Source organism: Eubacterium uniforme (assembly GCF_900167115.1).
GTDB lineage: Bacteria > Bacillota > Clostridia > Lachnospirales > Lachnospiraceae > Eubacterium_S > Eubacterium_S uniforme.
The window spans coordinates 332,328-354,665 of record NZ_FUXZ01000002.1 but is presented as its reverse complement, the minus strand read 5'-3'; the positions used below and the strand labels follow the sequence as shown (position 1 = coordinate 354,665).

Sequence of the window (22,338 nt, the reverse complement as noted above, 5' to 3'; positions counted from 1 at the left end):
AGTGAAAGTTTTAGTTGTGGGTGGTGGACCTGCTGGAATGATGGCTGCGATTGCAGCTGCGCTTAATGGCAATGAGGTAACCATTATTGAGAAAAATGAAAAATTAGGTAAGAAGCTATTTATAACCGGTAAGGGTAGATGTAATGTGACTAATGCTGGTGATATGGATGATATTAGAGCACATATTTTATCTAATCCTAAGTTTATGTATAGCGCCTTTTATGAATATAATAACTTTGATGTCATTGAATTTTTCGAAAGTGAAGGAGTTAAGACTAAGGTTGAAAGAGGTAACAGAGTTTTTCCTGAAAGCGATAAATCATCTGACATTATAAAAGCTTTAACTAAAAAGATTCGAGAACTTGGAATTGAGGTTTTACTTAATACTAAGGTTGTTGATATAAAGACCAGAAAGATTTCTGATGAAGATGTGACAGATAAAAAGAGTTGTTATGAGAGTGCATTTGCTGAGGTTAGTTTGTCAGATAAATCGACGCTAAAAGGTGATGCTCTTATTATTGCAACAGGTGGTCTTTCTTATCCGGTTACAGGTTCGGATGGCGATGGTTATAAATGGGCTGAGGAATTTGGCGTTGATGTTGTTAAACCAAGGCCAGCACTTGTTCCTGTTATTCTTAGGGAAGAGGATGCAAGGGCAATGCAGGGACTTTCTCTAAAGAATGTAAATGCTAAGTTTACGATTGATGGTAAGGAAGTTTCTAGTGAAACTGGAGAGATGCTTTTTACTCATTTTGGTGTTAGTGGTCCGATAATACTATCTGCAAGTAGTTTGATTTCTGGTAGAATCAAGGATAATACAAAGTTATACATTGATTTAAAGCCAGCACTTGATTTTGATACATTGGATAAAAGAATTCTGAAGGATTTTGAAAAATATACTAATAAGAATTTTAATAATTCCTTAGATGATTTGCTGCCTAAGAAGATGATCCCGGTAATTGTTAAAAGAAGTGGCATTGATCCATATAAAAAGGTTAATGTTATTACGGCTGAAGAAAGACAAAACCTTGTAAATGTTATTAAGAATCTTGAATTTACAGTTGTAGGACTCAGAAGTTTTGATGAAGCCATTATTACGAAGGGTGGAATCAATGTAAAAGAAGTTAATCCAAAAACTTTTGAATCAAAGAAAGTTAAGGGACTTTATTTTATAGGTGAAGTTTTAGATGTTGATGCTACAACAGGTGGATATAATTTACAAATTGCCTGGTCAAGCGGATATGCATGTGGTATAAATTTGAAAGCCTGGTAGTAGATTGACTCTGGGTTCAGAGTTATTTGTTATTATTATTTAGATATTTAATAGCATTTATAAATGATGAAAATATAAAGAAATATATAGGAGGCATAATATGTATAATATTGCAATTGATGGACCTGCAGGCGCAGGAAAAAGTACTATAGCGAAGGAAGTATCTAAGAGATTAGGTTTTATTTATGTTGATACAGGAGCAATGTATAGAGCAATGGCTTTATCTTGTTTACGTGCAGGCGTTGATGTAACAGATGAAGCTGCAGTAACAGCGACTACAGATAAGGCAGATGTTAAAATTGCATATAAGGATGGTAGTCAGATAGTACTCCTTAATGGCGAGGATGTTTCAACTGAAATCAGAAAGGAAGAAGTTGGAAAGAATACATCTAAGATTGCTGTTTATGGAAAGGTTAGAGAAAAGCTTACAGTTCTTCAGAAAGAACTTGCAGCTACTAATGATGTTGTTATGGATGGTAGAGATATTGGTACTTCAGTATTACCAAATGCTGATCTAAAAATTTACCTTACAGCTTCAGTGGAAACTAGAGCAAAGAGAAGATATGATGAATTAGTAGCAAAAGGTGAAAATCCAGACATTAAGGTTATTGAGGAAGATATTGTTGCTAGAGATTATAATGATTCTCATAGAGAAATTTCACCACTTACCCAGGCTGAAGATGCAATTTTAGTAGATTCTTCAAATATGACTATTGAAGAAGTTGTAACTACTATTATTGATTATACAAAAAAGTAGAGATAAGGAGATAAAACGGTGGATTTGTTATTTTTGTTAGCTGAAAGTGCTGAGGATGCAGCAAGTTCAGGAGCTGAGAGCACAACATTTATATTTATGGTTGTTGCAGGTATTGCATTAGTAATATCAAAGCTTAAGAAATAATTATTGGTAGGAAAAATATGGAAGTTTATGTAGCTAAGAGTGCTGGTTTCTGCTTTGGTGTTAAAAAAGCAGTTGATACAGTTTATGATTTAATTAATAAGGGCGTTGAAAACATTTATACATATGGACCAATTATTCATAATGAAAACGTGGTTTCTGATTTAGAAAGCAAGGGAGTTAAGATTATTGAAAATCTTGATGATGCTAAGAATGTAGATAAAGGTACAGTAGTAATTAGATCCCATGGTGTTTCGAGAGATGAGTATGAGACAATCAAGGCATGTGGTCACGAAGTGATTGATGCAACATGTCCATTTGTTAAGAAGATTCATAATGCAGTTAGTACTGCAAGTGACGAAGGAAAGCATATTGTTATAATTGGAGATAAAAATCACCCAGAAGTTTGTGGCATTAAGGGATGGTCAAATGGTCCCGTTTCCATCATTAAAACAGAAGATGAGGCTGATAATTTTGAAGCGGCTGAAGGTGAAAAAATATTTATCGTTGCCCAAACTACATTTAATTACAAGAAATTTGAATATTTAGTTGAAAAAATTTCCAAAAAGCGATATGATATAAGTTGTTTAAATACGATTTGTAATGCTACTCATGTTAGACAGGAAGAAGCTATGCAAATCGCTAAAAACGTGGACGCAATGATCGTAATCGGTGGAAAGCACAGTTCAAATACTCAAAAATTATTTGAAATATGCAAAAGCCAATGTGAAAATACGTACTACATACAGGAACTTGTTGATTTGGATTTGAATGACCTTAAATCAATTGGTAGCGTAGGTATCACTGCAGGGGCGTCTACCCCAAATAATATTATCGAGGAGGTTCAAACCCATGTCAGAAGTAAGTTTTGAACAAATGTTAGAGGAATCATTAAAAACAATTAGTAGAGGAGAGGTTGTAGAAGGTACTGTTATTACAGTAAATCCTGAAGAGGCTGCTCTTAATATCGGCTATAAGGCTGATGGTATCCTCACACGCGGTGAGTATTCTAATGAGCCTGTAGATCTTACAACAGTCCTCAAAGAAGGAGATAAGCTTGAAGTTAAGATCTTAAAGGTTAATGATGGCGAAGGTCAGGTTTTATTAACATATAAGAGATTAGCTGCTGAAAAAGGCAACAAGGTATTAGAAGAAGCTTTCGAAAATAAGGAAGTTTTAAAGGGTAAAGTTGCTCAGGTAGTAAGTGGCGGACTTAACGTAGTTGTTGGTGAAGCTAGAGTATTCATTCCAGCAAGCCTTGTTTCAGATGTATATGAAAAAGATTTATCAGTATACGATGGACAGGAAGTAGAATTTGTTATTACAGAATTCAATCCTAAGAAGAGAAGAATTATTGGTGATAGAAAGCAGTTGGTAAGTGCTGCTAAAGAAGAAGCTAAGAAGAAATTATTTGAGACTATTAAGGAAGGTCAGACTATCGAAGGTACAATTAAGAATGTTACTGATTTTGGTGCATTTGTTGATATCGGAGGAGCTGATGGATTACTTCATATTTCAGAAATGTCTTGGGGAAGAATTGGTAACCCTAAGAAAGTCTTCAAGGCTGGAGATAAGATTAAGACATTTATTAAAGAAATCAATGGTGAAAAGATTGCACTTTCACTTAAGTTTGAGGATTCAAATCCATGGCTTAATGCTGATGAAAAGTATGCAGTTGGTAATGTAGTTAAAGGTAAAGTTGCTAGAATGACAGATTTTGGTGCATTTATTGAACTTGAACCAGGTGTTGATGCATTACTTCATGTTTCACAGATTTCATATGAACATGTAAATAAACCAGCTGATGTATTAAAAGTTGGTCAGGAGATTGAAGCACAGGTTGTAGATCTTAACGTTGAAGAAGAAAAGATTTCTCTTTCAATTAAGGCTTTACTTCCAGCTCCTGAAAAAACAGAAGAAGCAGCTGAAGAAGTTACAGAAGTAGCTGAGGAAGTTACTGAAGATACAGAAGCATAAGAATTGTATAAATAATAATTAAAATATAATAGTAAAAGCAAGCTTTTATAGGCTTGCTTTTTGCTAATAGATGTGGAGACAGTTATGAGAGTTATAGCCGGAAGCGCAAGACATCTTAATTTAAAAACGGTTCCGGGTATGGATGTAAGACCAACGACGGATAAAACAAAGGAAACGCTCTTTAATGTTTTAAATGCTGATGTACCATATTCAAAGTTTTTAGATCTTTTCAGCGGTAGTGGTGCAATTGGCATAGAAGCATTAAGCAGGGGTGCAGATAAGTGTGTATTTGTTGAAAAAAGCAGAAATGCCTTATCTTGTATTAAAGATAATTTGGATTTTACTAAGCTTGGTGATAATGCTGTTATTTTGCCTATGGATGTTATAGCAGCAATAAAATCACTTGAGAGTAATGGTGAAGTTTTCGATATTGTTTTTATGGACCCGCCTTATAATAAGGAATTAGAGAAAAGTGTCTTAGAAGTTTTATCTAGTAGTAGTCTGATTAATAATGATTCCATAATAATTGTTGAATCTTCTAATGAAACAGACCTTTCATATATTGGAAATTTGGGTATGCACATCTATAAAGAAAAAGTATATAAAACTAATAAACATACTTTTATCTGTAAGGATAATTAGTATGGATTTGAGGATGATATGACAAAAGCAATTTATCCGGGTAGTTTTGATCCGGTTACACTTGGACATCTAAGTATTATCGAGAGAGCAGCTGAAACATTTGATGAAGTAATAGTTGCTGTTTTAAAGAATGACAGTAAGAAACCTTTATTTTCTGTTTCAGAAAGAGTAAGTATGTTAGAAGAAGTAACATCTCATATTGAGAATGTTAAAATATTGTATTTTGAAGGACTTTTAGTTGATTTTGCTAATGAATGTGGTGTTAATACAATAGTTAGAGGCCTTAGAGCCATTACTGATTTTGAATATGAATTACAGATGGCGCAGACTAATAAAGCGTTATCGCATAATATTGATACTGTATTCTTTACAACTGATGTTGAATATTCATATCTTAGTTCAAGTAGTGTTAGGGAAATTGCTAAATTCGGTGGGAATATAGATAAATTTGTTCCAGAGAGTATAATTTCTAAAGTTTATGAAAAATACAAATAGATATAGAGAGGTAGTTTTATTATGAGTCAGATTGAACAGATTATTACTGAAATAGAAGATTATATGGATAGTTGTAAATTTCAGCCACTATCACAGACTAAGCTTATTGTAAATAAGGATGAGATGGAGGAATTATTAACAGAACTTCGTCTTAAGATGCCTGATGAAATAAAAAAATATCAGAAGATTATTGCTAATAAAGAGGCTATTCTTTCTGATGCAAAAGAAAAATCAGAGGCTATGATTGCTGAAGCAACAGCTCATATTACTGAACTTGTTAGCGAACATGAAATTATGCAGAGAGCTCAGGAAGAAGCTGATCAGTATGTTATCCAGGCTCGTGAGGAAGCTAAGAAGATTCTTAATGATGCACAGGCTGAAGCTAATGGTATCAAGGAAAGCGCAGTTGCTTATACTGATGAATTATTAGTAAATGTTCAGAAGTACTTACAGGCTAGTATTTCAGATTTTGAAGCGAAGTCAGGTAATGCGCTTAATGCTTTATCAGCTGCCAGAGAGAATGCAATTAAGGCAGTTACTCAGACTACAGAGGATGCAGTTGATACTTTAGCTGGTTCAAGAGAAAGAGTATTAGATTCATTGAAGAGTTCATATAGAACAGTTGATGTTAATAGAAAAGAACTTAGAGGCGTGCCTTCAAGTGAATATCGTGATTACACAGTTGATCTAGACCTTGAGGAAGATGAAGAAGATGAATTCTAAATAAATAATAAAAAGCTGTTGATCACAACAGCTTTTTATTATGTTTAAATGAGGATGGTAGAAATGAAAGATTTATATAAAAATTTTGATGAGCAAAGAGTATTTTATTATTTTGAAAAGATAAGTGATATTCCAAGAGGGTCTGGTAACACAAAAGGTATGACAGACTTTTTGGTTGAATTTGCAAAAGAAAATGGTTTAGAGTATAGCGTTGACGAACTTGGAAATGTAATCATTTCAAAGAAAGCTACTAGTGGCAGAGAGAGTGATGAAGGCGTTATTTTACAAGGCCATGTTGATATGGTTTGCGAAAAAGATGCTGATTCAAATCATGATTTTACAAAGGATGGCTTGGACTTACAGATAGATGGTGACTGGTTATATGCAAATAAAACTACACTTGGTGGTGATGATGGCATTGCTGTTGCTTATATGCTTGCAATTTTAGAAGGTGATTATGATGCACCTAATCTTGAATGTATATTTACAGTTGATGAAGAAATTGGATTACTTGGTGCTAAGGGATTAGATGTATCTAATCTTAAGGGGAAATATCTTATAAATCTTGATAGTGAGGAAGATGGCAAAATTTGGGTAGGTTGTGCAGGCGGTATGACCATATCTAATGATATGGATGTTGATATGGTTTCAGTTGAAGGAATCGAAGCTACAATTACTTTAAGCGGTTTATGTGGCGGGCATTCTGGTGCTGAAATTGATAAGGGACGTATGAATGCAACCATTACGCTTGCTCGTGTACTTAACGATTTATCTTATGAATTTGATGTTAAGATTGCATCTCTTAAAGGTGGTAATAAGGATAATGTTATTCCGCTTTTAGCAAATGCAACCATAATCTGTAATATAGATGATATAGATGACATTACTAAGTTTTTAGAGGATTATGAAAAGTTATTAAGAAATGAAGCTTGTGAAGAAGATTCAAACTTGAAATTAAAATTTGAAGTTGAAATGAGTGTTGTTAGGGATGTTATTAATCCTAAGGATTTACAGAAAGTTTTATTTTTGCTTAATCTTTTACCAAATGGAGTTGCTGCAATGTCAAATGATATTAAGGGATTAGTTGAAACATCTTCAAATCTTGGTATTTTTTCATTAGAGGGTGGAAATCTTCACATGGAAGCTTCTGTACGTAGCTCTATTTATTCAAAGAAGATAATGATTGCAAATAAAATTATTATGCTTTGTGAAATGATGAATGGTAAGATTGATGTATCAGGTGATTATCCTGCATGGGCATATAAAAAGGATTCTAAACTTAGAAAAACTATGATAGAAGTTTATGAAGATATATTTAAGGTAAAACCTGAAGCTGTTGTAATTCATGCTGGTCTTGAATGTGGATATTTTGCTGATATGCGTCCAGATTTTGATATTGTTTCAATAGGACCAAATATGAGAGATATTCATACATCTAAAGAAAGACTAAGTATTTCTTCTACGGAGAAAACATTTAAATATTTAACTGAAGTTTTAAAGAAGATTAAGTAATCGTTAATGTATTTATTAGATATTAAAAATATATGTTGATTGTTTTGGTTTTATAAATATATTCTTGTGAAAATAAAAAAATCACTTGAAAATAAATGCATTTTCAAATAGAATGATATAAGTTAATTAAATAACAATTTTGTTGTTGAAATTTTTAAGGATGTGATTATCTATGATTTTTGGTAGTATCGCAAGTGGAAGCAGTGGAAATTGTGCATTTGCTTCAAGTGGAAATACAAATCTTTTAATCGATACTGGTATTAGTAAAAAGAGGATTGAAGAAGGTCTTTCTATGAATGATATTTCTGCCTCTGAAATTAATGGTATATTAATTACTCATGAACATATTGATCATATTAGTGGTCTTGGTGTTTTCTTAAGAAAGTATAAGGATGCTAAGGTTTATTCCACAAAGAAAACAATTGATGCAATCTTAAATAGTAATAAGATTGGTAAAGTTGAACCAGAGTCTTTTATTGCAATTAATAAGGATGAAGAGTTTGAGATTGGTGATTTAACAGTGAGAGCATTTGCTATATCACATGATGCTGCTGATCCGGTTGGTTACAGAGTTATGCATGAGTCTTCATCAGTTGCTGTAGCAACGGACATGGGTTGTTATGATGAATATATTATAGATAATCTTAAAGGTATTAATGCAGGAATTATTGAAGCTAATCATGACGTTAATATGTTAATGGTTGGTTCTTATCCTTATGAACTTAAGAGAAGAATATTGGGGACAAAAGGTCATTTGTCAAATGAATCATCGGGTAAGTTAATTGATAGTATTTTACATGATGATTTAGAATATATCTTACTAGGACATCTTAGTAAGGAGAATAATATGGAAGAGCTTGCTTTTGAATCTGTTAAGAATGAGATTAATTTAAGTGAGAGTCCATATAATACCAAGGATTTCAATATTAGAGTCGCAAAAAGGGATGAGCCTATGCGATTTATGGAAATCTAATTTTAGGAGGATATGATGAAAAAAACAATTATTACAGTTCTTGGAAAAGATACAGTTGGTATTATGGCAAAGGTATGTACATATCTTGCAGATAATAACGTTAATATTTTAGATATTTCACAGACTATCGTTGATGATTATTTTAACATGATGATGATTTGTGATTGTAACAAGTCAAGCAAGGAATTTGAAGTGTTAGCAACTGAAATTGAAAAGGTTGGCGAAGAAATCGGCGTTAAGATTACAATGCAGCATGAAGACATTTTTAACTTAATGCACCGTATCTAAGGTATAAAGTAATTTATAGATATATAATACTTTGAAAGGTTTAGAATAATGATTAATATATACGAAGTTAATGAAACTAATAAGATGATTGAAGAAGATAATTTTGATGTAAGAACAATTACACTTGGTATTAGTCTTCTTGATTGTATTGATAGTGATTTAGATAAAGTAAATGAGAAAATATATGAAAAAATCACAAGACTTGCAAAGAATCTTGTAAAAACAGGTGATAGCATTGGAAGAGAATATGGTATTCCAATTGTTAATAAGAGAATTTCAGTTACACCAATTGCTATAGTTGGTGGTGCAGCTTGTAAGACATCTGAGGATTTTGTTTCTATTGCAAAGACACTTGATAAGATTGCACTTGAAGTTGGTGTAAACTTTATTGGTGGATATTCAGCTTTGGTATCTAAAGGTATGACAGCAGCTGATGAATTATTAATTAGATCAATTCCACAGGCATTAAAGGAAACAGAAAGAGTTTGTAGTTCAATCAACGTAGGTTCAACAAAGACTGGTATTAACATGGATGCAGTTAAACTTATGGGTCAGGTTGTTAAACAGACAGCTGAAGCAACTAAGGAAGATGATTCACTTGGTTGTGCTAAGTTAGTTGTATTCTGTAATGCTCCAGATGATAATCCATTTATGGCTGGTGCGTTCCATGGTGTAACAGAAGCAGATTGTATTATTAACGTTGGTGTTTCTGGACCTGGTGTTGTTAAGAGAGCTCTTGAATCAGTTAGAGGCGAAAGTTTTGAAGTGCTTTGTGAAACTATTAAGAAGACAGCGTTTAAGATTACACGTGTTGGTCAGCTTGTAGCTAAGGAAGCATCAAAGAGACTTAACGTACCATTTGGTATTATAGATTTATCACTCGCACCTACACCAGCAGTAGGTGATAGTGTTGCAGACATCTTAAAGGAAATTGGACTTGAACATCCAGGAGCTCCTGGTACAACAGCTGCACTTGCTATTCTTAATGATCAGGTTAAAAAGGGTGGTGTAATGGCATCATCATATGTAGGTGGACTTAGTGGTGCATTTATTCCTGTAAGCGAAGATCAGGGCATGATTGATGCAGTAAATGCAGGTGCACTTACACTTGAAAAACTTGAAGCAATGACATGTGTATGTTCAGTTGGTCTTGACATGATTGCAATTCCTGGTGATACAACTCCTGAAACAATTTCAGGAATTATTGCAGATGAAACAGCAATTGGTATGATTAACCAGAAGACAACTGCTGTAAGAGTTATTCCTGTAATTGGAAAGGGTGTTGGAGAAATTGTTGAATTTGGTGGACTTTTAGGATATGCACCAATTATGCCAGTTAATCAGTTTAATTGTTCAGCATTTGTTAATAGAGCTGGTAGAATTCCTGCACCAATTCATAGCTTTAAGAACTAAAATGTAATAATTATTTATATATAAAAAAGACTAAATCAAAAATTGATTTAGTCTTTTTTTGATAAAATACTTGACGGTTAACGCACGTTACTTTATAATTTAGAGAGCAGAGATTATTCTGCGATTCACTTTGTGATATGTGAATCTCCTTATGTGAGTATAAAAATTTAATAAGGTTGTAAAAAAGCGGCTACACCCTCAGGTAGCCGCCTTTTTATTTGTATAATTATTGTTTATAAATTACTACATAATTATCAAGCTGTAAATCGATATGTTCACGAGCTTTGTTAGTATCGTGGAATTTGTTAACGCAAACCTGTTTATAGATTGCATCACAATAAAGAGAAGTCTTATAGCATTTAAGCATATCGCCCTTGAGCATCAATCCGTCGCTATTTTTCATGATTACTGGAGCAAGACAGTTATTGCTAAGCTCTTTCATAATCTTTGATTCTTCTTTAAAACCAAGGACACGAACGTATTCTGTAATTTCTGTTTTACATAGATTCTTATCAGTATCATTAAGTCCTAATGTGATTGATAAAAGCTTTCTATAAATTGCAGACATTGTTTCATTCTTGGATTTGATTTCATCAGCAAATTCTGAGAAAGTCGTAAATTCTTTAGAAAGATTCTTGATTCTGTTATCAAGATCTGTATTAATGTCCTTTAAACTTAATTCCCATTCAAAATTAAATACATCAGCAGTATCATATGTATGATAATCAAAATTCTGCTTTGTAAGATTAGCAGCAAGTAATAGTGAAAAATCATCTGCATATACAGGGAATGTATGATTGTAATTTGAATTTAAATCATCATATAAACAATCAGGAATATATTCTTTAATTGATTCAAGATCGCCGTTTTTAATAGCTTTTCTGATTGCAGTAGCAGAAGAAAAGTCTTCATCTAAAATTGTGCTATTATAATTATCATTAGTTCTTTTTATTGAAAATGGTTTGATTTGAGAATTGGTTTTCTTCAAAGCTTTTAAATATTCTATAGATAGTATGTTATTAGGATGATTTAAAACATCAACTAATTCAGGTTTATACTCGCTAAGTGCAAGAGATCTTGAAAGCGGATATGAATTACCTTTCTTAAGATTCGCTTTTAATATGGTTTTAAAATCACTTGGTTCATCTGTAAATATATCGGCTATTTCATTAAGTGCATCAAGGTTATCGTTTTCGCTTCCGAATACAAGATAATCAATGAAATTAAGTGAATTTAAGATTTTAATTGCACCAGTTGCAAAGTATTCTGCGCTAGCAGTAGCATATCTTATTGGCAGTTCAATTACTAAATCAGCTCCGCATTTTAACGCAGCACTTGTTCTTAAATACTTATTAATTATTGCAGGTTCTCCGCGCTGAACATAGTTACCACTCATGATTACAACAACATGATCAGCCGAAGTCAATTCTTTAGCTTTTTTTATGATATATTTATGTCCAGTATGAAATGGATTAAATTCTGCTACAATGGCTACAGTTTTCATTTTTCTCTCCTTTTATAATTCTTGTAAAATTATAAGTATATTATATCAAAAAAATTTACAAAGATATAAGAATATATTTGAAAATCTTTAAAAATATGGTATCATTATTCGGGGAGAAAAACAAGTTTAAAAGAGCAAAAAGGAGATTATTAATGTTTAAAAAATTGGTTTGTGTACTGTGTGCAGTATCAATTAGTGTGTGTGGATTTGATGGTACATTTGATATAGTAAATAAAGATGTATTTGCTGCAACAATTTCTGAAGACGAGTATAATGCGTTAGTTTCTAAAGCTCAGTCGATGAAATCTTCGTATAATAGTGCTGTTAAAAAGTACAATAGAGGAAGTATTGGTTTCTTTGATAGTGTAAATTCTGATAATGCTATTAAATTATTAAAGAAAGGAATCAATATTTATAAAAATAACAAAACATTAAAATCTAAAAGTTATTTAAAAGCAGTTGATAAAGGCGATTCAGTAAGTGCTGCACTTAAGGATTCAACATCTCTTGAAAACATGAAGAAATCAATTGCCTATATAAAAGAATGTAATGACATTAGAGGTAAACTTGGGTTAGATGCTTTTAAAGTAAGTGATGAACTTATGGCGCAGGCACAGACTAATGTTAATTATGCTGCTAAAGAAACAGATCATGCGAAGGATTTTGATACAGCTGAGAATTTATCTTGGGGATACTCTGATCCATTTCAAGGTTGGTATCATGATGAGCATAAGTGGTTAAATGATGCAATTAAAGCAGGAACATATCCAGGTATTGAAAATATGGATATGTATGAAATATATAAAACATATCCTGCGTTTTTTGCTAAGATTGGACACTATTTTAATGTAATTAGTAAAACGTATAAATATACAGGCTTTGCCTTGGTTAAAGGAACAAAGTATGGTAATGGAATTGCTTATTCACAGGTTTATACCGGAGTCCTTGATAGAGGAATAATGGATTTTGATAAATATGAACAGAGATTTTTAGATTATTACAATCCAATTGTTAATACAATTAATGAGTATGAATCACTGATGAATCAAATCAATTCATATGAAGTTGAACAGTTTGGCGTTGGTAAGAAGATTACAAAATCAAAGGTTACTTATCAGATTACATCTAAAACAACAGCCGTTGTATGTGCAAGTAAAAAGAACGCTAAGTCTGTTAAGATTGCTGATACTGTAACTGTCGGTGGAAGAACTTATGAAATTACTGAAATAAAAGCAGGAGCTTTTAAAAACAGAAAGAAACTTAAAAAAGTAGTAATAGGTGCTAAGGTTTCTGTTATTGGTAAGAAGGCTTTTTATAATTGTAAAAAACTTAAGAATGTAAAAATAAAGAGTGTAGTTTTAAAGAAGGTTGGTAAATCTGCTTTTAAGAATACACATAAAAATATTAAATTTATGATTAAGAAATCAAAATTTAAGAGTTATAAAAAGAAAATTAAAAAATCTGGAACATCAAAGAAAGCTGTATACAAGAAGTTTTAATTGTTATGGCAGAAAGATTTTTAAAGTAGTATAATTTTAAACATAATTTATATAATAAGAAATGCTGAAAGGAGAATTAAAAATGGCATTTATTGATAGTATTAAGGAAAGAGCAAAAGCTAATGTTAAAACAATTTGTTTGCCAGAAGGTATGGACGTTAGAACATACGAAGCTGCAGCAAATGCATTAAAGGAAGGAACAGCTAACTTAATCATTCTTGCTGATGATGAAGAATTTGCTGCTAATAATGGTGGTTTTGATGTATCAAAGGCTACAATTATTAATCCTAAAACATCAGAAAAATTACAGTCATATATTGATGGCTTAGTTGAACTTAGAAAGGCTAAGGGGATGACTCCTGAGCAGGCTAAAGAATTACTTACAACAGATTATATGTATTTTGCATGTATGATGGTTAAAAATGGTGATGCTGATGGTGTTGTTTCAGGTGCTTGTCACTCAACAGCTAACACACTTCGTCCATCACTTCAGATCATAAAGACAGCTCCAGGTACAAAGCTTGTTTCAGCATTCTTTGTTATGGACGTTCCTAATTGTGAATTCGGTGAAAATGGTACATTCGTATTTGGTGATTGTGGATTAAATCAGAATCCAAATTCAGAAGAACTTGCTGCAATTGCTGTTTCATCAGCAGAAAGTTTTAAGGCTTTAGTTGGTGCTGAACCAAAGGTTGCTATGCTTTCACATTCTTCAATGGGTAGTGCTAAGCATGCAGATGTTGATAAAGTAGTAGAAGCTACAAAGATTGCTAAGGAGATGGCTCCAGACGTAGCACTTGATGGTGAACTTCAGCTTGATGCTGCAATCGTTCCAAGTATTGGTAAGTCAAAGGCTCCTAATAGCAAGGTTGCAGGTAGCGCTAATGTATTAATCTTCCCAGATTTAGATGCTGGTAACATTGGATACAAATTAGTTCAGCGACTTGCAAAGGCTGAAGCATACGGACCAATGTGTCAGGGTATTGCTGCTCCAGTTAATGATTTATCAAGAGGATGTTCAGCAGCTGATATCGAAGGCGTTATTGCAATCACAGCTGTTCAGGCTCAGATGAAATAGATAAAAGCATGGTAATGCAAAAAGAAACATTTTAAGGAGAAATTACAGATGAAAATTTTAGTAATTAACTGCGGTAGTTCATCACTTAAATATCAGCTTATTGATATGAATGATGAAAGTGTATTAGCTAAAGGTTTAGTTGAAAGAATTGGTATTGAAGGTTCAAACCTTGTACACAAACCAACAGGTAAAGAAGAATATAAAGAAGCTAAAGTTATGGAAAGCCACAAGGATGCAATTGAACTTGTTCTTGCTGCATTAGTAGACAAAGATCATGGTGTAATCGCATCTACAGATGAAATCGGTGCTGTAGGACACAGAGTTCTTCATGCCGGTACAAAGTATAGTGATTCAATCATCGTTAATGATGATGTTAAGAAGGTTGTTAGAGAGTGTTTCGATTTAGGACCTCTTCATAACCCAGCTAACTTAATTGGTATTGAAGCTTGTGAAGCTGCTATGCCAGGTACAGCTCAGGTTGCAGTATTTGATACAGCATTTGGTATGGCTATGCCACAGAAAGCTTATCTTTATGCTATTCCATATGAATATCTTGATAAGTATAGCTTAAGAAGATATGGCTTCCACGGTACAAGCCACAGCTTCGTTTCAAAGGAAACAATTAAATTTGCTAACCTTGATCCAGAAAAATGCAAGGTTATCGTTTGTCACCTTGGTAATGGTGCTTCAATTTCTGCATCAATTGGTGGCAAGTGCGTAGATACATCAATGGGTCTTACACCACTTGAAGGTCTTATCATGGGTACAAGAAGTGGTGATATCGATCCTACGGTTGTTCAGTTCATTGCTAACAAAGAAGGCAAGAGCGTTGATGAAGTATTAAACATCCTTAATAAGAAATCAGGTGTGCTTGGTATTTCAGGTGTATCAAGTGACTTTAGAGATATTGATAAGGCATGTGCTGAAGGTAATGAAAGAGCAATTGCGGCTAGAGACGCATTCATTTACAGAGTTGCTAAGTACATTGGTGCTTATACAGCAGCTATGAATGGTGTAGATGCAATCGCATTTACTGCAGGTGTTGGTGAAAACAATGCTGAATACAGAAAACTTATCTGCGAATATCTTACATTCTTAGGAGTTGAAATTGACGATGAGGCTAACAGCCACAGAGGTGAAAGAGTTCTCATTTCTACACCTAACTCAAAGGTTAAGGTTGTAGCAATTCCAACTAATGAAGAACTTTCAATCGCTAGAGAGACATTAGCATTAGTTAAATAATTAAGTATTACTGATAAATACAAAATTTAGTAAAAATGTATTTGACAAACATATATTTAGTATGTATAATAGGAAAGGTGCATTTTTAAGGAGAGAGATTATGTTAATTGATTTATCAACATTGATTTCAGATAATAGTAAGACATGCACCGTTGATACCGAGATAGAAGCTAAGACTTTTGATATTAATGGTTTTAAGTATCCATATGAGGACGGTAAAGTTAATATTTTATTTAAGTGCGAAGATGGAAAACTTAAGATTATAGGTCAGATAAAAGCAACTATCATAATGTTATGTGACAGGTGTCTAAGTGATGTTAAAAAGCAATTTGATATTGCTTACAATAATGAAATTGACATGAACGAAACTGGATTACAGACCGGCGCTGATGAGGAATATCCTTTTATTGAGGATAAACAGTTTTGCACTGAACAGTTCGTTTATAATGAGATTTTGACTAGACTTCCTATGAAGGTACTTTGTAAGGAAGATTGCAAGGGATTATGTCCTAAGTGTGGTAAAAATCTTAATGATGGTTCATGTAACTGTGAAAGAGCAGAAATTGATCCGAGAATGTCTAAGTTTCAAGATGTATTTAATCAGTTTAAGGAGGTGTAAACCATGTCTATTTGTCCTAAGAACAAATCTTCAAAAGGAAGAAGAGATAAGCGTAGAGCAAACTGGAAGATGAGTGCTCCAAATCTTGTAAAGTGTAGCAAGTGTGGTGCTTTAATGATGCCTCATAGAGTTTGCAAAGCTTGTGGTTCATACAACAAGAAAGAAATTATTTCAGTTGACTAATTAGTCGGATTCTAACTTTGGTTAGATTATACTGAATATTAAAATAAAAATCGGTAAAGCTAATGCTTTGCCGATTTTTATTTTGTTTAATATTAAGTTGATTGAATATAGAATGTATGAATATGCTGCGGGAATTAATGCACTAATTATTTTTGATAAAGTTATAGAAATAAAGGTTTCTTTTTGATATAATTATAAAGTTGATAAAGACTAATTATTAAGGAGTTTATATGAGTGAATTAACAAGAGTAGTTCTTGACTGCATGGGTGGTGATAACGCACCTTTTGAAATTGTTAAAGGTGGTGTTGAAGCACTTAATGCCAGTGATGAAATAAAATTATTACTCGTTGGTGATAAAGAACAAATTGAAGCTGAACTTTCAAAGTATACTTACGATAAGAATAGAACTGAGATTGTTCATACTACAGAAGTAATTGAGATGGCCGAACCACCTGTTAAGGCAATCAGAAGCAAGAAGGATTCTTCTATGGTTGTAGGTATGAAGATGGTTAAGTCAGGTGATGCTGATGCATTTGTTTCGGCTGGTAGTACTGGTGCAGTTTTAGTTGGCGGTCAGCTTTTAGTCGGAAGACTTAAAGGTATTGAAAGACCACCTTTAGCTCCGCTTATCCCAACAGATAAAGGTGTTTCACTTCTTATAGATTGTGGTGCTAATGTTGATGCTAGATCATCACATCTCGTTCAGTTTGCAAAGATGGGTTCTATTTACATGGAGAACATCGTTGGTATTAAGAATCCAAAGGTAGGTATTCTTAACATTGGAGCTGAAGAAGAGAAAGGTAATGCATTAGTTAAAGAGACATTTCCACTTCTTAAAGAGTGTAAGGATATTAATTTTATTGGTAGTGTTGAAGCTAGAGACATTCCTGCAGGTGTATGTGATGTAGTTGTTACAGAAGCATTTGTTGGTAATGTTTTACTTAAAACATATGAAGGTGTTGGTTCACTTTTACTTAAAAAGATAAAAGGCGCTTTGTTATCTAATTTGAAAACAAAGATTGGAGCGTTACTTATAAAGGGAACGCTAAAAGAAACTTTAAAAGGATTTGATGTTAAGGATTACGGTGGAGCACCACTTCTTGGTCTTAATGGCTTGGTTGTAAAGACTCACGGTAGTTCAAAGTCTGTTGAAGTTTGTCATAGTATCTTGCAGTGTAATACATTTAAAAAGCAGGATATTAACGGAAAAATTAAAGAACATATGTCCTTAGAATAGGGGCTTTTAGGAGGAATAAAATGGAATTTGAGAAGATTAAAAAAGCGATTGCAGAAGTTTTAGGCGTAGATGAAAATGATATTACTGAAGAAACAGAATTTGTTAATGACTTGGGTGCTGATTCACTTGATGTAGTTGAAATCATTATGAGTCTTGAAGAGGAATTTAATATTGAAATTCCTGAAGAAGCTGCAGCTGGTATTGTTACAGTTGGAGATGCGTTAGAACAGATTAAAAATGCTTTATAAGATTATTCATGGATAGAAGGAAGTTATCATGAATGTAGATATAAAAGAATTAGAAGATAAAATAGGATATTCATTTAAGGATAAGAATCTTTTACTTACAGCTATAACTCATAGTTCATATGCATATGAACATCAAAAGGAAGGTACTTCCTTTTATGAGAGAATAGAATTTTTAGGTGATGCTGTTTTAGAATTAGTATCCAGTGATTTTCTCTTTTTTGAATATCCAGATCTTCCGGAGGGAAAACTTACAAGATTAAGAGCAAGTCTTGTGTGTGAACCAACTCTTGCTTTATGTGCTAAGGATTTCTCTTTGAATGATTATATTCGTCTTGGTAATGGCGAGGAAAAAAATGGAGGACGTAATCGTGACTCCATTATTTCTGATGTTCTAGAGTCAGTTATTGGTGCTATTTATTTAGATAGTGGCATTGATGAAGCTAGAAAGTTTATACTTAAGTTTATATTAAACGATATTGAACATAAGCAGTTATTTACTGATAGTAAAACTCTTTTACAAGAGATTTGTCAGGAACTCTTTGGTGATGTCCCAGAGTATGAACTAATATCAGAGGAAGGCCCTGATCATGATAAAACATTTGAATACAAGGCAAGTATTAATGGTGAAGTTTTATCACGAGGTAAGGGAAAGTCCAAAAAGGCAGCTGAACAGATGGCTGCATATTATGCACTTATTGAAGTGAAGAAAAAATATAATTGAGGTTAATTATGTACTTAAAAAGTATTGAAATACAGGGTTTCAAATCATTTGCTAATAAGATAAAATTTGAATTTCATGACGGAATAACAGGTATTGTAGGACCAAATGGAAGTGGTAAAAGTAATGTTGCTGATGCGGTAAGATGGGTTCTTGGTGAACAGAAGATTAAACAGCTTCGTGGTTCTAAGATGGAAGATGTTATATTCTCTGGAACAGAGATGAGAAAGCCGCTTGGATTTGCATTTGTTGCAATTACTCTTGATAATTCAGATAAGAAACTACCAATTGATTATGATGAAGTTACAGTTTCAAGAAGATTATTTAGATCTGGTGAAAGCGAATATATGATTAATGGTACTGTTTGTAGATTAAAGGATGTTCATGAACTTTTCTATGATACAGGTATTGGTAAGGAAGGATATTCTATCATTGGACAGGGTCAGATTGATAAGATTCTTTCTGGTAAACCAGAGGAAAGACGTGAACTTTTCGATGAAGCTGCAGGTATCGTTAAATTCAAACGTAGAAAGAATGAAACTTTAAAGAAACTTAATGATGAAGAACAGAACTTAGTCAGAGTTGAAGATATTTTATCAGAGCTTGAACGTCAGGTTAAGCCTCTTGCTATTCAGTCTGATAAAGCTAAGAAATATTTAACATACAGGGATGAACTTAAGAGTTGTGAAACATCTCTTTTTGTTATTGATATGGATAAGCTTAAGGCTGACATTGAAGAGATTGATAAGAATACTCAGATTACTCAAACTGATTATAACGAGACAGAAAGTCTTCTTGAAAAAACAAAGTTAGAATATAGTAAGTTAGATGCCTTACTCGAAGAGATAAATGACAAGATAGAAGAAAAGAAAGATTTTGTTAATGAATCAATTCTTAGTAAGGAAAAGATGGAAAGCCAGATTCTTTTGATTAATGAGCAGATTAATTCTGCTAAGGCAAGTGATGAGCACATAAAGAATCAATTAGATGAACTTAATAAAGCTATATCTACTGGAAAGTCTGAACTTGAGAATAAAAGGGAAGATAAGGCAGATATTGAAGCTAATATGAAACTTGTTGTAAAAAGACAAGAAGAATATATTGATAAGAATAGTGTATTTGCTGAGGAAGTATCTGAAATTGAAGAAAAAATTGAAGATGCCAAGGCAGAAATTATTAGTCTTTTAAATGCTAAGACACAGATTAAATCTTCTCTTGAAAGATGTGATACTTTAATTGAGCAGATTAATATCAGAAAGAATGAACTTGAAGATAAAATCGCTAAGTTTAAGGAAGCATCTACTAAGCAGGATGAGATTATTAATGATTTAAATAATGAACTTATTAAAATCAATGATTCTATTAATGAGCTTAATGCTGAGCAGGAAAAATGTGAAAGTAAGATTAAGGAAGCTAAGAATAATCAGGCTAATATTTTAAGAAACATTGATGGAAATAAGAATGAACTTTTAAGAAATAGTTCAAGACTTGAGTCTCTTAAGAACATTACTGAAAAGTATGAAGGTTATGGTAATAGCATTAAGAAGGTAATGGAACTTAAGACTTCTAAAAAGGGTATTGTTGGTGTTGTTGCTGATATTATTAAGACTGAAAAGAAGTATGAAATTGCTATTGAAACAGCACTTGGTGGTAATATCCAGAACATTGTTACTGATACAGAAACAACTGCTAAGGAGATTATCGAATATCTTAAGAAGAACAAGTTTGGTAGAGCTACTTTCTTACCGCTTAGTTCAATGAGTACTAATAGAATTAATTTCAATAACATGGAAGCACTTGAGATGGAAGGTGTTTTAGGACTTGCTAGTTCTCTTGTTGAAATTGATGAAAAGTACAGTGGTGTTGCTAAGTTCTTACTTGGAAGAGTAGTTGTTGTTGATAATATTGATAATGCCATTGCTCTTGCAAGAAGATTTAAATATTCACTTAGAATTGTAACTCTTGAAGGTGAATTACTTAATGCAGGTGGTTCAATTTCTGGTGGTGCATATAAGAATACAAGTAATCTTTTAGGTAGAAGAAGAGAAATTGAAGAACTTGAAGGTAATATTAAAAAACTTAAGAGTTATGCAGATTCTCTTGATGCAGATCTTGTTAAAAATAGAAGTGAGATTTCAGTTATTTCTGAAGAGCTTGAAAAGATTAACAAGGCTATTCAGGAGCAGTTCATCTTACAGAACACTGTTAAGGTAAACTTAAATCAGGCTGATGAAAAGAAGAAGAATATTGTTTCTGAATTTGAAGAACATTCTGGTGAATCGGAGAATATTGAAAATAGAATTAGTGATATTAAGAAGGATAGTGAAAAACTTTCTGATGAACTTCTTAATAGCGAAGATAGAATTAAGGAACTTGAAAAATCAGTTAATGATTTAACAGCAAAACTTAAAGATAAGAATGATTCTAAATCTGAAAATGATAAGAACATTGAAAATGTAAAAATTGAAATTGCATCTCTTTCACAGAAACATGAGTTTGTATGTTCTGATATTTCTAGAATTGAAGAAGACATTAAAGTTAACGAAGAAAAGAAAACTGAAATTAGCAGAAGTAATGAAGAAAACTCAGGTGAAATTGAAGAACGTCTCTTAACTATTGATACTATTAAAGCTGAAATAGATAAATTAGTTAAGGTTAAGGATGATACAGAAAAAGAAATTGATGAACTTCAGAATTCTAAGGAAGAACAGATGAAGGAACATAAAGATTTCTTTGATAAGCGTGAAGAGTATTCTGAGAAGTTATCAGTTCTTGATAGAGAATTATTTAGATTATCAGCTCAAAAAGAAAAATTATGTGAAAAGAGTGATAATAAAGTTGACTATATGTGGACTGAATATGAACTTACATATGGTGAAGCTAAAAAGACTGTTGTTGACATGAGTGTTAGCAGAAGCGATTTAGGTAGTAGAATTTCATCTCTTAAGAAGGAAATTAAAGACTTAGGTCCAGTTAATGTTAATGCTATTGAAGAATATAAAGAAGTTGGCGAACGTTATGAATTCATGAATGCACAGCATGAAGACTTAATGAAAGCTAAGGATAATCTTCTTTCTATTATTGATGAGCTCGATAAGGGCATGAAGAAACAGTTTACTGAAAAATTCAATGATATTAAGAATGAATTTGATAAGGTATATAAAGAATTGTTCGGTGGTGGTAAAGGTACCATTGAACTTGATGAATCTGAAGACATCTTAGAAGCAGGTGTTCAGATTATATCACAACCACCTGGAAAGCAACTTAAGAATATGATGCAGTTATCCGGTGGTGAGAAGGCATTTACTGCGATTGCATTATTATTTGCAATTCAGAACTTAAAACCTTCGCCATTCTGTCTTCTTGATGAAATTGAGGCTGCTCTTGATGGTAGCAACGTTGTTAAGTTCGCTCAGTACTTACATAAGCTTACTGAACATACTCAATTTATTGTAATTACACATAGAAGAGGTACAATGGAAAGTGTTGATAGACTCTATGGTATTACAATGCAGGAAAAAGGTGTATCAACACTTGTTTCTGTTGATCTTATTGAAGGTGAACTTGCTAAGGAAGAGCAGGAAAGTCAGAATGAAAATGAATAAATATATCGAGAGGAATTAGAATGTTTAAGTTTTTTAAGAAAGATAAAACTGAAGAAGTTGTTAATGAAGAAAGCGTAGAAGTTACGAATGATTCAGTGAAAACTTCTGAAACTATAGATAATGATGATTCTGTAGAAGTCGAAAGTAATTTATCTGAAGAAGTTAGTGATAATGAAGATTCAAAAAAAACAGCATTTGCTGAAGAATCAG

22 protein-coding genes are annotated in these 22,338 nt (G+C 32.7%); 21 read left to right on the top strand and 1 reads right to left on the bottom strand.

The annotated features are described in order from the left end of the window. Nucleotide 1 precedes the first annotated feature (1 nt). From B5D16_RS01475 to B5D16_RS01425, 12 genes are all read left to right on the top strand, one after another. Nucleotides 2-1,273 (top strand): BaiN/RdsA family NAD(P)/FAD-dependent oxidoreductase, encoded by a 1,272-nt coding sequence (locus B5D16_RS01475; RefSeq protein WP_278286346.1) that lies wholly within the window; start codon nt 2-4, stop codon nt 1,271-1,273. Between the two features lie 100 nt (nt 1,274-1,373). After that, nucleotides 1,374-2,030, top strand: coding sequence for a (d)CMP kinase (gene cmk, locus B5D16_RS01470; RefSeq protein WP_078765173.1), 657 nt, complete (start codon nt 1,374-1,376; stop codon nt 2,028-2,030). A gap of 18 nt (nt 2,031-2,048) precedes the next feature. Further along, nucleotides 2,049-2,174, top strand: a complete 126-nt coding sequence (locus tag B5D16_RS12695; RefSeq protein ID WP_278286345.1) for a hypothetical protein — start codon at nt 2,049-2,051, stop codon at nt 2,172-2,174. Nucleotides 2,175-2,191: 17 nt separating this feature from the next. After that, nucleotides 2,192-3,043, top strand: a complete 852-nt coding sequence (ispH, locus tag B5D16_RS01465; RefSeq protein ID WP_078765172.1) for a 4-hydroxy-3-methylbut-2-enyl diphosphate reductase — start codon at nt 2,192-2,194, stop codon at nt 3,041-3,043. Then, entirely contained in the window at nt 3,024-4,148 is a 1,125-nt protein-coding gene (gene rpsA, locus B5D16_RS01460) for a 30S ribosomal protein S1 (RefSeq protein ID WP_078765171.1), read from the top strand. The genes ispH and rpsA overlap by 20 nt, the downstream gene beginning before the upstream one ends. An 84-nt stretch (nt 4,149-4,232) precedes the next feature. Continuing rightward, nucleotides 4,233-4,790 (top strand): 16S rRNA (guanine(966)-N(2))-methyltransferase RsmD, encoded by a 558-nt coding sequence (gene rsmD / locus B5D16_RS01455; RefSeq protein WP_078765170.1) that lies wholly within the window; start codon nt 4,233-4,235, stop codon nt 4,788-4,790. 18 nt (nt 4,791-4,808) lie between these two features. Continuing rightward, nucleotides 4,809-5,285 (top strand): pantetheine-phosphate adenylyltransferase, encoded by a 477-nt coding sequence (gene coaD / locus B5D16_RS01450; RefSeq protein ID WP_078765169.1) that lies wholly within the window; start codon nt 4,809-4,811, stop codon nt 5,283-5,285. Nucleotides 5,286-5,306: 21 nt separating this feature from the next. Beyond that, nucleotides 5,307-6,008 (top strand): vacuolar family H+-ATPase subunit H, encoded by a 702-nt coding sequence (locus tag B5D16_RS01445; RefSeq protein ID WP_143405009.1) that lies wholly within the window; start codon nt 5,307-5,309, stop codon nt 6,006-6,008. A gap of 63 nt (nt 6,009-6,071) precedes the next feature. Next, nucleotides 6,072-7,520: an aminoacyl-histidine dipeptidase gene (locus tag B5D16_RS01440; protein WP_078765168.1), complete on the top strand. Its 1,449-nt coding sequence runs from the start codon at nt 6,072-6,074 to the stop codon at nt 7,518-7,520. A 172-nt stretch (nt 7,521-7,692) separates the two neighbouring features. Further along, nucleotides 7,693-8,493 carry an MBL fold metallo-hydrolase gene (locus tag B5D16_RS01435; protein ID WP_078765167.1) on the top strand — a complete coding sequence of 267 codons (801 nt, stop codon included), beginning with the start codon at nt 7,693-7,695 and terminating at the stop codon, nt 8,491-8,493. Between the two features lie 15 nt (nt 8,494-8,508). Then, a complete protein-coding gene (locus B5D16_RS01430; RefSeq protein WP_078765166.1) occupies nt 8,509-8,781 on the top strand; it encodes an ACT domain-containing protein in 273 nt (90 codons plus the stop codon). A 48-nt stretch (nt 8,782-8,829) separates the two neighbouring features. After that, nucleotides 8,830-10,194, top strand: a complete 1,365-nt coding sequence (locus tag B5D16_RS01425) for a PFL family protein (RefSeq protein ID WP_078765165.1) — start codon at nt 8,830-8,832, stop codon at nt 10,192-10,194. 226 nt (nt 10,195-10,420) lie between these two features. Here the strand turns inward: B5D16_RS01425 and B5D16_RS01420 are convergent, their stop codons facing one another. Next, on the bottom strand, nt 10,421-11,698 hold the full coding sequence (locus B5D16_RS01420) for a tRNA(Met) cytidine acetate ligase (protein ID WP_078765164.1): 1,278 nt from the start codon (nt 11,696-11,698) through the stop codon (nt 10,421-10,423). A gap of 152 nt (nt 11,699-11,850) precedes the next feature. Between B5D16_RS01420 and B5D16_RS01415 the strand changes: the two genes are divergently transcribed. From B5D16_RS01415 to smc, 9 genes are all read left to right on the top strand, one after another. Then, nucleotides 11,851-13,197 carry a leucine-rich repeat protein gene (locus B5D16_RS01415; protein WP_159444245.1) on the top strand — a complete coding sequence of 449 codons (1,347 nt, stop codon included), beginning with the start codon at nt 11,851-11,853 and terminating at the stop codon, nt 13,195-13,197. Between the two features lie 82 nt (nt 13,198-13,279). Then, nucleotides 13,280-14,275 carry a phosphate acetyltransferase gene (gene pta, locus B5D16_RS01410; protein WP_078765162.1) on the top strand — a complete coding sequence of 332 codons (996 nt, stop codon included), beginning with the start codon at nt 13,280-13,282 and terminating at the stop codon, nt 14,273-14,275. 48 nt (nt 14,276-14,323) lie between these two features. Continuing rightward, on the top strand, nt 14,324-15,517 hold the full coding sequence (locus tag B5D16_RS01405; RefSeq protein WP_078765161.1) for an acetate/propionate family kinase: 1,194 nt from the start codon (nt 14,324-14,326) through the stop codon (nt 15,515-15,517). Nucleotides 15,518-15,617: 100 nt separating this feature from the next. After that, nucleotides 15,618-16,136, top strand: a complete 519-nt coding sequence (locus B5D16_RS01400; protein ID WP_159444244.1) for a YceD family protein — start codon at nt 15,618-15,620, stop codon at nt 16,134-16,136. Between the two features lie 3 nt (nt 16,137-16,139). Further along, complete coding sequence (gene rpmF, locus B5D16_RS01395; RefSeq protein ID WP_078765159.1) at nt 16,140-16,319, top strand: 50S ribosomal protein L32; 180 nt, start codon at nt 16,140-16,142, stop codon at nt 16,317-16,319. A 230-nt stretch (nt 16,320-16,549) separates the two neighbouring features. After that, a complete protein-coding gene (plsX, locus tag B5D16_RS01390) occupies nt 16,550-17,557 on the top strand; it encodes a phosphate acyltransferase PlsX (protein WP_078765158.1) in 1,008 nt (335 codons plus the stop codon). A 20-nt stretch (nt 17,558-17,577) separates the two neighbouring features. Further along, nucleotides 17,578-17,805, top strand: coding sequence for an acyl carrier protein (gene acpP, locus B5D16_RS01385; RefSeq protein WP_078765157.1), 228 nt, complete (start codon nt 17,578-17,580; stop codon nt 17,803-17,805). Between the two features lie 28 nt (nt 17,806-17,833). Then, nucleotides 17,834-18,526 (top strand): ribonuclease III, encoded by a 693-nt coding sequence (gene rnc / locus B5D16_RS01380; protein WP_078765156.1) that lies wholly within the window; start codon nt 17,834-17,836, stop codon nt 18,524-18,526. An 8-nt stretch (nt 18,527-18,534) separates the two neighbouring features. Beyond that, nucleotides 18,535-22,128: a chromosome segregation protein SMC gene (gene smc / locus B5D16_RS01375; protein ID WP_078765155.1), complete on the top strand. Its 3,594-nt coding sequence runs from the start codon at nt 18,535-18,537 to the stop codon at nt 22,126-22,128. Nucleotides 22,129-22,338: the final 210 nt, after the last annotated feature.